General features: G+C 50.9%; 15 protein-coding genes. 8 read left to right on the top strand and 7 right to left on the bottom strand.

Going from position 1 to position 14,737, the window contains the following annotated elements:
- Positions 1-17 precede the first annotated feature (17 nt).
- The 3 genes from ACO0LE_RS05000 to ACO0LE_RS04990 form a co-directional block, all read right to left on the bottom strand.
- Positions 18-1,022, bottom strand: a complete 1,005-nt coding sequence (locus tag ACO0LE_RS05000) for an MBL fold metallo-hydrolase (RefSeq protein ID WP_422959322.1) — start codon at positions 1,020-1,022, stop codon at positions 18-20.
- Between the two features lie 100 nt (positions 1,023-1,122).
- Positions 1,123-1,980, bottom strand: coding sequence for an HDOD domain-containing protein (locus ACO0LE_RS04995; RefSeq protein ID WP_422959321.1), 858 nt, complete (start codon positions 1,978-1,980; stop codon positions 1,123-1,125).
- A gap of 77 nt (positions 1,981-2,057) precedes the next feature.
- Entirely contained in the window at positions 2,058-3,743 is a 1,686-nt protein-coding gene (locus ACO0LE_RS04990) for a methyl-accepting chemotaxis protein (RefSeq protein ID WP_422959320.1), read from the bottom strand.
- A 349-nt stretch (positions 3,744-4,092) separates the two neighbouring features.
- On the opposite strand from ACO0LE_RS04990, the gene ACO0LE_RS04985 reads away from it, so the two are divergent.
- Complete coding sequence (locus tag ACO0LE_RS04985) at positions 4,093-4,821, top strand: glycine-rich domain-containing protein (RefSeq protein ID WP_422959319.1); 729 nt, start codon at positions 4,093-4,095, stop codon at positions 4,819-4,821.
- Here ACO0LE_RS04985 and ACO0LE_RS04980 read toward each other — a convergent pair.
- Positions 4,777-5,859, bottom strand: a complete 1,083-nt coding sequence (locus ACO0LE_RS04980; RefSeq protein ID WP_422959318.1) for a GlxA family transcriptional regulator — start codon at positions 5,857-5,859, stop codon at positions 4,777-4,779. The two genes, ACO0LE_RS04985 and ACO0LE_RS04980, sit on opposite strands and share 45 nt — an antisense overlap.
- A 142-nt stretch (positions 5,860-6,001) precedes the next feature.
- Here ACO0LE_RS04980 and ACO0LE_RS04975 point away from each other — a divergent pair, with 142 nt between their 5' ends.
- The gene (locus ACO0LE_RS04975) at positions 6,002-6,439 is read left to right on the top strand and encodes a PaaI family thioesterase (protein WP_422959317.1); all 438 of its coding nucleotides are present in this window, start codon (positions 6,002-6,004) and stop codon (positions 6,437-6,439) included.
- Positions 6,436-6,969 (top strand): PaaI family thioesterase, encoded by a 534-nt coding sequence (locus tag ACO0LE_RS04970; RefSeq protein ID WP_422959316.1) that lies wholly within the window; start codon positions 6,436-6,438, stop codon positions 6,967-6,969. Before ACO0LE_RS04975 ends, ACO0LE_RS04970 begins: the two co-directional genes overlap by 4 nt.
- A gap of 202 nt (positions 6,970-7,171) precedes the next feature.
- Here the strand turns inward: ACO0LE_RS04970 and ACO0LE_RS04965 are convergent, their stop codons facing one another.
- Genes ACO0LE_RS04965 through ACO0LE_RS04955 form a run of 3 tightly spaced genes read right to left on the bottom strand, consistent with a single transcriptional unit; the run spans position 7,172 to position 9,849 of the window.
- Positions 7,172-7,729 carry a DUF2867 domain-containing protein gene (locus ACO0LE_RS04965; protein WP_422959315.1) on the bottom strand — a complete coding sequence of 186 codons (558 nt, stop codon included), beginning with the start codon at positions 7,727-7,729 and terminating at the stop codon, positions 7,172-7,174.
- A gap of 34 nt (positions 7,730-7,763) precedes the next feature.
- Complete coding sequence (locus ACO0LE_RS04960) at positions 7,764-9,095, bottom strand: ABC1 kinase family protein (protein WP_422959314.1); 1,332 nt, start codon at positions 9,093-9,095, stop codon at positions 7,764-7,766.
- 4 nt (positions 9,096-9,099) lie between these two features.
- Positions 9,100-9,849, bottom strand: a complete 750-nt coding sequence (locus ACO0LE_RS04955; RefSeq protein ID WP_422959313.1) for a TetR family transcriptional regulator — start codon at positions 9,847-9,849, stop codon at positions 9,100-9,102.
- Between the two features lie 467 nt (positions 9,850-10,316).
- On the opposite strand from ACO0LE_RS04955, the gene ACO0LE_RS04950 reads away from it, so the two are divergent.
- From ACO0LE_RS04950 to ACO0LE_RS04930, 5 genes are all read left to right on the top strand, one after another.
- Entirely contained in the window at positions 10,317-10,856 is a 540-nt protein-coding gene (locus ACO0LE_RS04950; protein WP_422959312.1) for a DinB family protein, read from the top strand.
- A 244-nt stretch (positions 10,857-11,100) separates the two neighbouring features.
- The gene (locus tag ACO0LE_RS04945) at positions 11,101-11,529 is read left to right on the top strand and encodes a DUF3052 domain-containing protein (RefSeq protein ID WP_422959311.1); all 429 of its coding nucleotides are present in this window, start codon (positions 11,101-11,103) and stop codon (positions 11,527-11,529) included.
- Positions 11,530-11,693: 164 nt separating this feature from the next.
- On the top strand, positions 11,694-12,107 hold the full coding sequence (locus ACO0LE_RS04940) for a hypothetical protein (protein ID WP_422959310.1): 414 nt from the start codon (positions 11,694-11,696) through the stop codon (positions 12,105-12,107).
- Positions 12,085-13,239: a radical SAM protein gene (locus tag ACO0LE_RS04935; protein ID WP_422959309.1), complete on the top strand. Its 1,155-nt coding sequence runs from the start codon at positions 12,085-12,087 to the stop codon at positions 13,237-13,239. Before ACO0LE_RS04940 ends, ACO0LE_RS04935 begins: the two co-directional genes overlap by 23 nt.
- Before the next feature lie 415 nt (positions 13,240-13,654).
- Positions 13,655-14,731: a type II secretion system F family protein gene (locus ACO0LE_RS04930; RefSeq protein WP_422959308.1), complete on the top strand. Its 1,077-nt coding sequence runs from the start codon at positions 13,655-13,657 to the stop codon at positions 14,729-14,731.
- The last annotated feature ends 6 nt before the right edge of the window (positions 14,732-14,737 follow it).

The raw sequence follows: 14,737 nt of genomic DNA, 5'->3' as shown, positions 1-14,737 counted from the left end.
TTTCGTGTAAATACAGATTACGGCGCAGGTGCGTAGTTCAGTGGTGTCCACGCGTACGCTTTGCCTTCATTCCGTACATAGCCTAAGCCAGGAAAAGACAAATGCGATGCGCCAACCATATAGCCTTGCTTTGCTGCATCGGCATACGCTTTTTTACGCTCTGCCGCGGCTGATTTGCTATCAGAATCAAACTGGATAGTGACTTCAGGATGATCAAACTGAACTGCTGCCACATGCATCAGGTCGCCCCACAGCATGAGTTTTTGTCCCTTGCTTTCTACTTGGTAAATACTGTGTCCTGCTGTATGGCCATGACTAGCAATCGCTTTGATTCCCGGCACCAGGTCGGTATTTCCTTCAAAGGCCTTGAACTTGTCAGCTTTGACGTAAGGATTCAATGAGGCCATCGCTCCTTGGAAAAAGCCTTTGGACTCTGCCGGTGCCTTATCCAGATTTGCCTGACTCAGCCAGAAATCGGCATCATGCTTATCGGCGCGAACGACCGCATTCGGAAATACCAGTTTGTCGCCATCGACCAGACCACCTACATGATCTGGGTGCATGTGAGTGATGTAGATCTCATCAACTTGCTCTGGCTGATAACCTGAGGCTTTTAAGTTACTCGCAAGCTTGCCTAAGGTTGGACCGAACAGACCAGCGGCACCCGTATCGACCAATATGAGCTTAGTGCCAGTATTAATCAGGTAGCCGTTGACAGAGGTATCCAGCGGACTTTTCTGGTGAAATTTGCTCAGGCCTTTGGCGATTTTTTCCGGTGAAGAATTGGTCAGCAGTTTATCTACCGGCAATTGCACGGTGCCATCAGACAAGGCTGTGACTTCAAAATCGCCCAGCATGACGCGGTAATAGCCTGGTGCCGACGTTTTGACTATCGGTGCGGCGGCGTGTGCTGCCGGTGCGATGACGGCTGTAAATGCAGCGAGGGAGAACGAGGTTGTAGCGGTGATCAGCGCCAAACTGCTGGCGCGCAAAAAACGGTTAGTGTGGTGAACTGTAGTCACGTTGAATCTCCGATATGCGCAAAATAGCGTGGCGTTATTATGCCGACTTTCGGAATTTGCTGCTTTGCGCGACCGGTTTCTTTGGATCGAGGAGAGATTCCTAGGTCATCAGGGAAATGGTGAGTGCTTTGACCTCTTTGTCCGACTCTTCGAGGATATGATGAATAGTGCCGTCGCCGACCAGAAAATCAATTTCCGATGCAGCATGTCGTATAGTCGCTTCAGAACGAATGTCCAGCGGTGATGGGACAGATGCCAGATCGTTAGCCAGTACCAGCGTGTCGCCGAGGGTTTCCGGAGGCATGACACGGACGCCTGACCAGAGTGCCTCTACGGCGGTGATGATGCGTTTTGGCAGCATCAATTTTTTTAATACGGCACGACCTATAACAACCTCATCTGGCTCAGAAAATTCACCTTCATTATCCGTGTCTTCGGAGGTATTTGGCTCCATCAGCGCGGGTAATTGATCAGCGCGTGATAACAGATAAAAGCCGCTGACTTCATGCACAATACCAGCAAACATTGCCGTCTCAGGGTCAGTGTTGCTGACCTTTCTCGCTAGCAGATGTGCAAGTGCGGCGACATGCGCAGAATGTTCCCATAACTGATGTGCTTTTTGACGTAGCACCGGATCGCTAATCGCACAACTGAGTTGCCTCACGACGACCGAGGCGACGATAGAGCGCAAGGTGCTAAAACCAAGAATTGTGACCGCAGTTCTGACGTTGGTTACGCCGCCGCCAAAACGCGAGTACGCAACAGAGTTGGCAATAGCCACAACGCGTGATGCAAGCAGCGGTTCGGTTAAGGTCAGTTTTGCTGCATCTTCCAGGCTGCAATTAGGATCATCGAGTAACTGCTGAATTTTCAGAGATGCGTTGACGTTGGTGGGAAAAATTAACTCACCTTGATTTGCTTCTACAACGATACTTTTGAGTGCTTCGGACTTTTTCATGCATGAAATTATACTCTCGTGCAGGTTAGCTCAGCGTAGGGAAAATACTCAAATCAATAGAAAGCTCTGCAAAGTTGTTAGTAGTTCTTGTCAAATTTCAACGCTTTAGTTAATTTATTTGTCAGCTTATTTGCCGTACTGACAACCAAAGACGGTTTTCGGTTCTCGGCGGCAACAGAAGACGTCGCCATCGGTGTTTTGCGTACAGGCTGTGCATTGGTATCCAGTTTGAATGTGGATACTGTTTTAGCCAGCGCGTCGGCCTGTTCTTCCATACTCTCTGCCGCTGCTGCCGCTTGTTCGACCAGTGCCGCATTTTGTTGCGTCATCTCATCCATCTGAGTAATCGCGCGGTTCACTTCCTCAATGCCAGAACTTTGTTCCTGACCAGCTGCAGTGATTTCTGCCATGATGTCGGCAACTTGTTTCACTGAATTGACGATATCGCCCATGGTCTTGCCTGCGGCATCGACGAGCTTTCCACCGGCATCTACTTTCTCGACCGAGTCGCCGATCAAAGTTTTGATTTCTTTCGCGGCGCTGGCACTGCGTTGTGCGAGATTGCGCACTTCAGATGCCACTACGGCAAAGCCACGTCCCTGCTCGCCAGCCCGCGCTGCTTCGACTGCTGCATTTAGCGCCAGAATATTGGTCTGGAAAGCAATGCCGTCGATTACGCCAATGATGTCGACAATCTTACGTGAGCTCTCTTTAATCGAACTCATGGTGCTGACGACCTGACCGACTTCCTGACCACCCTTGACCGCAAAATTCGACGCTGATACCACCAGGGTGTTCGCTTGTCTGGCGTTGTCTGCGTTATGTCGTACGGTGGCGGTAATTTCTTCCATCGAACTGGCCGTTTCTTCCAGTGCGCCGGCTTGTGTCTCAGTACGTGAGGAAAGATCTGCGTTACCGGTAGAAATCTCAGCCGATGCAATCGCAATTGCATCGGTACCGTGACGTACTTCGCTCACGATATGATGCAGATTGTCGTTCATTTCTTTAAGTGCATTCAGCAGTTCACTAATTTCGTCCGAACCGCTGGTGGTTTCGCGGAATGACAACTCACCGGCAGCGACGCGTTTTGCTATTTCGACGGCATCTTGTAAAGGCGTTGTAATACTGCGTGTCATCAGCATAGAAAACGCCGCACCCATCACCAGCATCACAGCGCCGATACCAAAGAGGAGAGTAGACAAGCGTTTGCCTTTGCTATCCATATCGCCGGACAATTCATGCGCTGCTTTGCTTTGTACGTCAACAAGCTTGTTGATCTCGATTAACGCTTGTTGTTGTAAAGGATCGATCTTCGTCGCGATGACCTTGACGGCCTCTTCGCTGTTGAAGTTCAGAATCATTTTATAAGCCTCTTTATTTGGCTCGTCGGTTTGTTGATCTAATTTATTGATCGTATCAATGATCTTCTTTTCTTCGTCGCTGAGGCCGAGTGCAATGAGTTTGTCGCGGGCTTCCAGAAAGCGGGTACGGTGGGTTTTGACGATGGCTTTTTGCTTATCGATTTCAGCAATATCGGATTGCAAGCCGATATTGCGCAATGCCAGTCCACCTTCAAGCAGACCACTTTTCATCGCAGCGGCGAGTGAAGTTTTGCTATTGGAATATTCGAGACCTGCGATCATCTGGCGCCGATTACTGGCACTAAAAAAACTGTCAGTAATCAGCAGGAGAATTAACATCGCCAGAATCCCACCGAAGCCAACGGCGAGACGAGTACCTATGCGTAGATTGCGCAGATTCATAGCAGCTCCTTAATGTAAGAATGTCGCTCCAACACGTCTCAGGTGGCGGGTGTATCAACAACGTAACAGAACTTAAAGCGTAGAAAATCTCGAATCGGGAACCAATCAGCAAACAAGCTATGGTGAGCGTTGTTTAGTAAGGGTACGCAGTCTTATGTTACGTGAATTCTTACTGCGGTGCACCAGGCTTTGATTATTCTGGTTTTTACTTGTGGCATTATTGTGCATATCATTCTGATCATGCTAATAAGCCGATTGGAAATTTAGATACATTGTTAATTCGATTGATCCGTCGGTTAGTTGTTTGTATTTATCGGTATTTACACCCTTCACTTTCCCCTGACTGCGTATGGTTTTTATTATCGCTTTAACGATTGTTTTATCAATTGCGCTTTTTTATCTCTGGTTAAGATCGCGTGCAGCCGCCAGAGCTGACTATATCCGCACGTATATGTTTCCCACCGGTTTGCTGGAGCGCCTGGTCAAGCTAAGGCCAGAGTTATCGCTGAAAGACCGGCAACTGGTAGCGCGGGCCTTGCGGCAGTATTTTCTGGTGTACCTGAAGAGCGGTTATCGGCATGTGTCCATGCCCTCGCAAGTCGTGGATGATCTGTGGCATGAATTTATTCTGTACACCAAGCATTACGAACAGTTTTGCAATAAGGCCTTTGGCCGTTATATGCATCACACGCCGGCAGCGGTATTGGGTGCCAGCCAGCGCAATAATGATGGCCTGCGCCGGACTTGGTGGTTTGCCTGTCTTGAAGAGAACATCAACCCACGTCGCGCGACGCGTCTGCCTTTGTTGTTTGCACTCGATGGCAAATGGAATATCGCCGATGGCTTTCGCTATGAACCTGATTGCAGCGCTTTGCGTAAAAACGGTGACGGCACCGTGTATTGCGGCGGAGATTTTTCTGACATTGGCACCGGCGGTAGTTCGGGCAATCCAGATAGTAGTGACAGCCCCTATAGCTTTAGCGACAGCAATGATTTTGGTGGCAGCGCCGACAGTGGCGGCGACAGCGGCTCTTCAGGTTGTAGCGGCGGCTGTAGTGGTGGTTGCGGCGGCGACTGATTTTTGTGGTTTAAATTGCTCGCGGTAGGCCGCGGGTGACAGGCTGGTATGCCGTTTGAACAGACGCCGGAACGAGCTCAGATCGGTATAGCCGGTGCGCTCTGCAACTTCGTCCAATGTCAGTGTAGTGGTTTCCATTAAACGCTTGGCCAGATCAATTTTCAGTAACTGCGCATAACTCGCCGGTGTCGTACCGAGCGCCTGATGAAAATGCCGTATCACCGTGCGTTCACTGACCGCCAGATAATCGGCCAGCGCCGGCAAACGGAACGCCATATGCCGATGTTGCCGCAACCATTTTTGCGCCCGGATCACCAGATCGTCGGCGTGTGACTGACTCTCTTGCTGGGTCATACCGGACAAGTTCATATACGGTGTCTGGGTCGCCCGGTTCGCATCAATCAGCATGGTTTTTGCGACACTGGCGGTGACTTCCGGACCGGCAAAGCGGCGCACGATATCGAGTGCCAGATTCATATACGCACTCGCGGCACCGCTGGTTACGATGTCACGGTAGTCATCCAGCACCTCACCCAGACGCAACTCCACCTGCGGATAGCGTGCTTTAAACACCCGTTCCAGCCACCAGGCGGTGGTCGCATGACCATGATCCAGCAGACCGGCTTCGGCAAATACAAAACTCGCGCTGCAATTACTGACCAGCAAACTGCCTTGCGCATGTTTTTCCCTGAGCAGCGGAAAATAAGGACGCAACTCATCTAGCGTGCGCCACAGATCCTGCATGCCGTTTCCAAGAAAAATACCCGGCAGCATCAACACATCCGCCTGAATATCGTTGGCAATATCGTTGGTGATATTGCAGCTGAAATCGCCATCCACCTGCAGCACCACGCCGGTCGGTGTCTTTACCGCCGCTCCGTCGGCAGAATGGATAGACCAGCTAAACAAAGGCTGGCGTTGCTCCTTCGCCTGACCCTGCGCGATCCAGATCGCATTCGCAATCGCGAACACATCCAGCGGTGCAGTCACCGGCGAAGCCATACATTGCGGGTAAATCCAGACGGCGATATGAGTCATTTGGCGGTTGTTCGGGTTGTTAAGGTCAGAGACTTACAGAATGCGTGTCAGTATTTGCACTAATTGCGTCAATACTGACACTATGCGAGTCTTTCCGCAATATCTACAATGACCCCCCAATTACATTATCGCCAGGAACCCCATGGATACAGCGCACACCAAACGCAGCCTCACACCTGAAGGCTTAAACCAATTCGGCAACCAGTTCTTGCCCGGACATCTCGGCATACGCATCACTGCGCTGGAAGGCAATACTGTCAGTGCCGAACTCACCGTCACGCCGCAATTGCTGGCACCGAATGGTTTCCTGCATGCAGGCAGTGTGGTGACGCTGGCCGACACCGCTTGCGGTTATGGCTGCATCAGCAATCTCCCGGAAGGCGCCAGCAGCTTTACCACGATCGAACTCAAATCTAATCATCTCGGCACTGCCCGCGAGGGCTTGGTCGAGGTCAAAGCCCATGCGGTTCATCTGGGGCGCACGACCCAGGTCTGGGATGCCACCGTCACTCACAAAGGCAAAACCATCGCTTTGTTCCGTTGTACGCAAATGGTCTTATTTCCGAAGGAAGCAAAATGAGCGACACCCACACCACAGTCCTGGAACAATGGCTGGCAAAAGAAGCGGAAGTCCGCGCACGGATGCAAGAGCCCGGCGTGATTCCGCTGGAAAAAATGAAAGAGCTCAGCGGCTTGGAATTTTTACAATGCATCCTGAGAGGCGATTTTCCGGTGGCACATATCGGCAAGACGCTGGATTTTTTTCCAGTTGAAGGGGAGGCTGGCCGCATCGTGTTTCAGGGCACACCAGGACGTCAGCATTACAATCCGCTGGGCAGCGTGCACGGCGGCTATTTCTGTACCCTGCTCGATTCCGCTGTGGGTTGCGCGGTGCAGTCGATGTTACCAAAAGGCGTGGGCTATACAACGCTGGAAATCAAGGTCAACCTGATCCGTGCATTAACCGATAAAACCGGACCCGTGCGCGCCGAAGGCAAAGTGATCCAGGTCGGCCGTCAGGTCGGTACTGCCGAAGGCCGCATCGTGGATGCCAGCGGCAAAATCTATGCGCATGCGACCACCACATGTCTGGTGTTTCCACTGCCATAAGTCAGGTATGGTTTTGGGCGTTCTTGATCTGTACACCATAATTTTATTTGCAGAAGGACGCTGAAACAACACCATGGAACATAAGCACCGAATTGCTAGGAAAAACGCCTGACATTTGGTCAACTAATTTGCTGAAAATACTACCAAGTTTGAAGAGGCTGATACGGTAGAATTTTTTGATCAAAATAAGGTGAGAAGTGTTCTAGTCCGTTTTAATTACTGGCCATCCCTTTAACGCCGCTCTGCGCAAGAACGATTGCACAACTGCACGGTGAAATGGTGCGATCAGGCGGATGTAGGCATGCCCCAGCGTGTTATGACAATGTACGACGGTCGATAAGGTCAGATACCGCTGCAGTTCATTATTCGTGCTTGTCGTATGCAACATGACCGACAGCCTGAAATCCAGATGTTTGTCGTTCTCGCCTAAGACGATTTCACCGGCACTTTTTTCTATGATCCTGAAAATCTGAATATGCTGGCCATCTCTGGCACCGGCAGCTTCTAGCTGGCGCGAGGTCTTTAGCCCAAAACCTGCCACCAGCACATCGCGCAATCCCATTAACGACTTGACCCAGGGTGCTTGCTGGGCAAAGATAAATCGTGCCAGCAGTTCCGGATCGTCGATGGCGTTTGCCGGCAGGCGCACAGCGTATGCATCGGCCAGATCCGGCTTGTCGTATACATGGGTGATGCGCGAATGCTCTGGCAAATCGCTGGCGATGGCATAGTGGTAAGCATATTGATAGACGCGACGCATGAGTACTCCCTTGATAACGGTGACGGTGATCTAATCAGTGCAACTCAGGATTCAACCAGGGATTACGGGTATCAACGACGGCACCAATTTTTTTCAGCATATGCATCATGCCCATGTAGGCACGATCAAAATATGGCATGTCCTCGTGATAGCTCAGCGCGAGTTTGACCAGGATTTTTCCATGACCGGTATCTGGTGCCGGGTAGGATGTTTTATGCCGGAAGTCGAAACGCTGCATCGTAAAAGGCTGTAGCTGCCATTCAACCAGCGCCGTCGCGGCGGGTATTAATTGCGTTTCAAAATCCTCCAGACTCAGATCGGCTCGTATCAGTCCGAGTTCGATATACGCAAGCCGCACGGGAGCAAACGAGCTTCTGTTCTGGTCCAATAATCCGCGCCAGGCTTTCGCCATTGAGGTACAAAAACTCTTAGAGATCGATTTGGTACAACCAAAATCCAGCACACCCAATTGTCCATCCGCCATGAATAAAAAATTACCGGGATGCGGGTCGGCATGCAGACGACCAAGTTCGCAGACGCTGTGCCAGAACCAGTCGAAGAGCAATTGCCCGAAATGATCGCGCGTAGCCTGATCCGGATTGGTCGCCAGCCATTCATCGAGATGCAATCCATCTAGCCGCTGCATGCTCAATATGCGCTGGCTGGAATGACTTGCGACTGGTACCGGAATCACGATGCCCGGCAAGCGTACGTGTCTGGCGAACCAGCGCAGTTGCGCGGCTTCATGCTCGTAATCGAGTTCTTCGGCGAGCTTATGTTCGAGTTCGCTCATGTTGCGATCCACCAGTTCTTTACGCGGAATCAGATCAGAGCCAAGTGACATGGTATGCAGCAAGCCGCGCAGCATACGGACATCGCTGCTGATCGACGCAGCAATGCCGGGGTATTGAATTTTGACCGCGAGTTGCGTACCGTCGGCCAGACTCGCGTGATGGACCTGTCCCAGACTAGCCGCCGCAAACGAGGTCGCATCAAATTGAGCAAACACATGCTCAGGTGCTTGTCCGAATTCGCGGCTGAAGACTTTATGCACCAGTGCCCGGTTCAGCGGCGTCACTTGATAACAGCCTTTGGCTAATTCGCGCCGGATGCCAGCCGGAAGAAAATCTGCCTCCATGCTCAGCAATTGCGAGATCTTGAGCGCGGTGCCTTTTAGTTGATTGAGAGCGCGAAACAAGATGCGCCCCAACTCGGCTTCATGCTCATCCTGAGCCGTGATTTTGGCCTCGTCACTGCGCGTGAGCTGACGTGCTTTGTGGCCGACATGGCTGATGCCGACCTGGGCGAGTGCCAGTCCGCTGACTGCGCTGCGACCGAGTTTGCTGGAAGGAGGATTTTTGCTCATCAAATCAGATCCGTGTTTTGACACCCGCTTCAGTACTGAAGCCGTGTTTAGCAAGTTTGAGCATAGTCAACAAACCTGAGCCGTTTTGCATCACACGCGACAATTGATTCCGGATTAAGAAGCTGGCCAGTTCCGATAGTTTATTCACCACGCCGCTCTTCAGCGCCAGCACCAGTACTGCCAGCGTCAGATCTACCAGCTGGGTGGTATCAGAAAATTCTTCGGACTCATCCTTGAGCCAATAGGCGATCACGGCAAACAGATAGTCCGCGAACAAACCACCTAACAAGTTTTTAAAATCGCACGCAGCGATCTCACCGCTCTGCTCCGCCGCATCGATAAAAGCTACTATCTGCGTCTTCAAGGCTTGCTGTCCCGGCATCTGATCCCGCATCATCAGGAGCGGCGATTTGCCGACAACCGTGCGCGTGATCTCGACAAATTCACGGTCCGCCAGCAAGAGTTCAAGCAAGGCATCAACCAGTCTTTGTAAGCGTTCTTGCAAACTAAATTGCGCCAGACCCGGCGTCTCCAGCGTGACTTCCAGCACGATGTCGATGCATAACTCGTAATAGGCGAGCAGAAGTTTTTCCTTGGTCGGAAAATACTTATAAATCGTCGCATCACCAATCCCCGCCGCCCGCGCAATCTGCTTCATGGTCGTCGCCTCATAACCATGCTCCGTCATCAGATCGACCGCAGTACGAATCACAAGGCGCCGGGTTTGCTCTTGCTGGGATTTGGATGTTTTCATTTTGGGTACTTGCTATCGTTTAGATGGTCATTTATTGATCTCAATGTATATCAAGTATTTTAAAAGTGCAAGTAAACATCGATTTAACGATAGTAAGTATGTATAAATAAGCTTTATAAGCAGAATGCCCCGGTTTTATGCGGCTCTGCAGCCAATATGCTGCCAGGAGGCTTATAGATAGCGCGGGTTCAATTGTGGGAGACTTCTAAAAACCTTTAATTGATATTTCAAGGAGCCACTTACTCCTGCGTTTCTCTGTGTCTCCGCGTTGAGATGTCTTGGTTTTTGTATCAGTCCCATCAATGCGATTTTTCAATTTGGAGGTTTTTAGAAGTTCCTTTACGCTTTAAAGTGAGTTGCCATATTCGTGTAGAGTGTGCACGAATAACTGCCGCTTTCGGCCACGAGCTGCTGATAAAAGGTCGCAGTTAAATGGATGTCGATTCAATTAAAAAGGGAAGCCGATTTTGTCAAAAATAACGAAACATTTAATCCTCATGGCTTCCTACAACGAATGGATGAATTCGAAAATGTATGATGCGGCAGGAACCTTGTCGGCTGAGGATTTGGCAAAGGACAATGGCGGATTTTTCCGGTCTATCCTTGGTACCTTAAATCACATTATGGTAGGAGACATCTTATGGTTAAGACGCTTCGCTACTCACCCGGCTAACTATCACGAATTGAATCCAGTATTAGGCCTCGCGCAGCCCGAGTCACTTGACCAAATTCTGTTTGTTGATTTCGCAGAATCGTCGGCACAACGACAGATGCTGGATGTAGTAATTTCGAGATGGATTAGCAGCATCAACGACCACGATTTAGAGCATGTCCTGACTTATCAACGTAAGTCAGGCGGCGAGTGCAGAAAAGACTTTTACGGATTAATCATGCATTTTTTTAATCATCAAGTTCATCACCGCGGACAGATAACAACGATGCTGACTCAAGCAGGGCTAGACGTCGGTGCGACAGATTTGGTATTGCTAATTCCTGATGAAGCATGACTTGCCGATATTGGGAGCCTAGCGTCCGCGTTGCGCGTTGAGTTGGAGATGATAGTTCTTAGTCCGACACCAGAAGAAGTCAAACAAGAGGTCGGTCTAATAGCGAAAGAAAATTTTGATACTCTTGATTAATCAAGGTATCTGGAGTCGACTAGCTGAGTAACGATTGGCTAACCCCGGTTATGTCCGTTAATTTCTCCCAACCGACTTCATTAGTTCCAGCCAATCAATGCAAAGGCGACCCATGAGCTCTCCTAACTCTCCTTTATCCTCCGGCTATTCTGGCACGCCTCTGGCGAAAAAACTCGGTATCAAAGAGTCGCATCGCTTGTATGTGATGGATGCGCCATCTCATTACCTGAGTCTTCTGGCGCCGCTCCCAGCTCTGGTGGAGTTTGTCGCTCAGCCTGATTTACAGGTTGATCTCGTGCATGTTTTTGTGACGCAAAAAGAAGTATTAGCACCGCTTCTGGCGGCTTTTCGCGGCACGCTGAAAGCGGATGCGGTTATCTGGGTCTCTTGGCCGAAAAAAGCGTCTAAAGTGCCGAGCAATGTGACCGAGGACACGATACGTGAGTTCGCTTTGCCCCTTGGCTTTGTCGATATCAAGGTCTGTGCCGTTGATGAAGTCTGGTCTGGCCTCAAACTTGTTCTGCGTAAAGAATTACGCTGAGCATCGGTATCTCAAGGCTGGAAAGTTGAAAAAAAGCTATCCAACCCTCCGGTGTCATTTAGTTAATTAATTTGCATTGTCATTTTTATCATCTAATGTGAAGCACGTCAGCGGGCATTTGTGCACGCTGGTGTTCTAGAAATTTTTTTCACGAGGAGATTGTGATGACAAACGACATATCGAACCAAAAATTACGCGGTTCGGAAAAACTATTAAGTGCCTGGAAAAACCGGACACTGACTGAGGACTCGGTACGCGAAATCGCCCGTGCTCTCGACGAATCGCCTGCCCATGTGTTGGGTGCCCGCGTCGTCGGTGGCAGCAGCGCAACCGGTGTGCAATTGTCGCTCAGCTATGCAGGTGACGATACACCACGCTGCGGTAACGATATTTTGTTCTGGCTGAAATGGCATCGCATGCACGGTGGTGAGGTTCATCCACCAAAAATCATTATCGACGGCACACCTTTCCCGGACCTGGTCAGGATGGAGTTGAACTTTGGCGATGTCACTCCGGGTTTGCCAGAGATACAGGATATCGGGGCAAAACTTGGCCGTGGCGGCAGCTTTGGTGGCTGATGGCATGACGGCGACCGACACACATCTCGATGCGCGTTTCGATGCACAATCCGGCGGCCAATTGTTCGAAAGTCCGACTGGCATTGCGCCGGTATTGCAGGTGCATCCGACCCGCCGCTGTAATCTGGCATGTGCGCATTGCTATACCTTGTCTGCGCCAACGGTGAGTGAGCAACTCGATTGGGATATGTTGTCGGCATGTGTGCAAGACGCGGCGCTGCTGGGCTACCGGCAGCTCGCTGTGTCCGGCGGTGAGCCGCTTTTATACAAGCGATTACCAGATTTGCTGAAGCAGGCACGTGCACTCGGCATGCTGACCAGCATCACCACAAACGGCATGCTGGCGACACCGCAACGCTGGTCGCAGATCAGCGATCATCTGGACGTAGTTGCCATATCGATTGATGGCACCGAGGCTGAACATGACCTGATGCGCGGGCAGAAAGGTGCCTTCGCCAAAACATTGTCACATCTGGCCATAATACGTGCGTCCGGCGTACCGTTTGGCCTGATCTTTACGCTGACGCAGCACAACGTCGACAGTCTTGAGTTCGTGGTACAGCTCGCCGCACAGCAAGGCGCCCGCAGTGTTCAGGTGCATCCGCTGACCTTGTATGGACGTGCGGCAGCAAGCTTAAGCGATGCCAGACCGGATGGACTCGAATTACTGGTCGCCATTGCCGAGTCAAAAAGAATAGGACAACAACTCGGCGTTACAGTCCATGTCGATGCCCTCAGCCTGCAACAACTCAGCGCTTATCATCGTCATCTGGTCCCCGCTTATCCGCTGGTGAACATCACCGACGCAGCACCTATCCTGATTGTCCAAGCGGACGGCGCGGTGCTGCCATTGACGCATGACGTTGACCGGCAACTGTGGCTGGGGTCTTTACACAAAAAGAATTTAAGCGGACTGGCGCAGGACTGGATGCAATACGGCGGCGCAGATCGGCTGGTGCAGGCCTGCGAACAGACCTGGAATGAACTGAATCAGCATGACTATGCTGACCATGCTGAACCTAACACTGAGATCCAGCATGCTGCTGTCTACTGGTATGACGAGGTTGCTGCACGCACGCGTACACGCAGCAACGACAAGTTATTTATGCTGCATGAAATACAGCTAGCATAAAAACTGATTGGTGAAGATGTTCAGTTGGGATTGATGCACAAACTAAGACCGCTCACCACAGAGGTACCGAAACATCGATACATCGAGATACAGAGGAAAAGCGGGAACAAGCGGTTTCATAGAATATCAATATCAAGAACACTTCAAAAAACGAATCCGCAAGCAGAATGTGCCTGTCGGCACGAAAAACCTTCGGAAGCCGCATCCAGTCTGCGGATTCAATATGGAGAACTTCTAAAAAACCTGTAATCGATATTCCAACGAGTCGCTTACTTTTGTTCTTTCTCGGTGCTTCGGTGTCTCTGTATTGAGAGGTCTTGATTTTCGCGCATGGCCCGTCTGTTCTCAATTTTTGCAGTGCATTGATTCTAAAAATCTGTCAGAGCAGAGCAGCATTCAACTAAAATAGTTGCCCATGCCATCCCATCACTTTTCTCCTCTCAGCTACAGCATCCGTGCCGGATTATTCACGCATCTCGCGGCGCTGGAAAAGGCTGGTTTGCCCGCTGCCCGGGCTTTTACTTTGATCAGGTTGCCGTCGAGTGCGCAAGCCCGTGTGGAGGCGACTCGCAAGTTGCTGGTGCGGGGTAAAGACATAGCAACTGCGGGTCAACAGTCAGGTTTGTTCAACGATATGGAGGCGCAATTGCTACGCGCCGCCATCAGCGCCGGTAGTCCTGCGATAATGTACCGACGGCTGGCAGAAACCTACACCGAAAAAGACCGGCTGCAAAAAGCCGTGAAAGCCCGCATGAGGATGCCGCTGCTGGTACTCGGCCTGGCCTTACTGGTACAGCCTTTACCGGCCCTCGTCGCAGGTACGATCAGCAAGACGTCCTACCTATGGAGCGTAGTGCGCCCGTTTCTACTGCTTGCCCTCGGCCTCGCAGGTTATCGTTTTTTTCTCAAGTGGTCAGATGGCAACTCCGGCTCTGCATTGCGTCATAGCGTAGAAAAAAGTCTGATCACCTTGCCAGTGCTTGGTGCGATGCATGTCCGGCGTAATGCGAGAGATTTCTTTGAAAGTCTTGGCTTGATGCTTGAAGCCGGCCTACCCGTATTCGATGCATTGCCCCAAGCCTGCAATACCATCAGCAATCAGCTTATACGCGCTGATTTTTCTCAAGTCCTACCCCGCCTGCAACAAGGCATGACGCTCGCAGACGCCCTGGCTGCTTGCGACTACTTGGGAAATAACCAGGCGACAGGATTGATACAGACCGGTGAAAGCAGCGGCACTTTGTCCGAGATGATGTTACGCCATGCGAACAGCGAAACAGCCGCACTGTCGGCGTTTCAACAGCAACTAGCCGACTGGTTACCGAAAATATTCTACGGCGCAGTCATGTTGTGGATGGCGTACAGCCTAATCACCGGGCATGCGTTTATGCCCTCTGTACCTAAAGAGCTAGCTGAGTGCAACAGGCAAACTTGCATGCCCGATGATTTTGCTACATCCGCGATAGTTTATTTTCGCGTTTTACTGAACTGAAGAGCC

The sequence above is a fragment of the Undibacterium sp. Xuan67W genome, from assembly GCF_049340165.1.
Classification (GTDB): domain Bacteria; phylum Pseudomonadota; class Gammaproteobacteria; order Burkholderiales; family Burkholderiaceae_D; genus Undibacterium.
The sequence above is the reverse complement of the archived record's forward strand: the minus strand, read 5'-3'. Positions and strand labels throughout refer to the sequence as shown.

What these genes read in the sequence shown, in the direction of transcription:
- ACO0LE_RS04975 (WP_422959317.1), top strand. Translation starts at nt 6,002, where the DNA reads ATGGATACAGCGCACACCAAACGCAGCCTCACACCTGAAGGCTTAAAC.
- ACO0LE_RS04930 (WP_422959308.1), top strand. Translation starts at nt 13,655, where the DNA reads ATGCCATCCCATCACTTTTCTCCTCTCAGCTACAGCATCCGTGCCGGA.
- ACO0LE_RS04955 (WP_422959313.1), bottom strand. Translation starts at nt 9,849, where the DNA reads ATGAAAACATCCAAATCCCAGCAAGAGCAAACCCGGCGCCTTGTGATT.
- ACO0LE_RS04940 (WP_422959310.1), top strand. Translation starts at nt 11,694, where the DNA reads ATGACAAACGACATATCGAACCAAAAATTACGCGGTTCGGAAAAACTA.
- ACO0LE_RS04970 (WP_422959316.1), top strand. Translation starts at nt 6,436, where the DNA reads ATGAGCGACACCCACACCACAGTCCTGGAACAATGGCTGGCAAAAGAA.
- ACO0LE_RS04995 (WP_422959321.1), bottom strand. Translation starts at nt 1,980, where the DNA reads ATGAAAAAGTCCGAAGCACTCAAAAGTATCGTTGTAGAAGCAAATCAA.
- ACO0LE_RS04960 (WP_422959314.1), bottom strand. Translation starts at nt 9,095, where the DNA reads ATGAGCAAAAATCCTCCTTCCAGCAAACTCGGTCGCAGCGCAGTCAGC.
- ACO0LE_RS04965 (WP_422959315.1), bottom strand. Translation starts at nt 7,729, where the DNA reads ATGCGTCGCGTCTATCAATATGCTTACCACTATGCCATCGCCAGCGAT.
- ACO0LE_RS04985 (WP_422959319.1), top strand. Translation starts at nt 4,093, where the DNA reads ATGGTTTTTATTATCGCTTTAACGATTGTTTTATCAATTGCGCTTTTT.
- ACO0LE_RS04945 (WP_422959311.1), top strand. Translation starts at nt 11,101, where the DNA reads ATGAGCTCTCCTAACTCTCCTTTATCCTCCGGCTATTCTGGCACGCCT.
- ACO0LE_RS04980 (WP_422959318.1), bottom strand. Translation starts at nt 5,859, where the DNA reads ATGACTCATATCGCCGTCTGGATTTACCCGCAATGTATGGCTTCGCCG.
- ACO0LE_RS04990 (WP_422959320.1), bottom strand. Translation starts at nt 3,743, where the DNA reads ATGAATCTGCGCAATCTACGCATAGGTACTCGTCTCGCCGTTGGCTTC.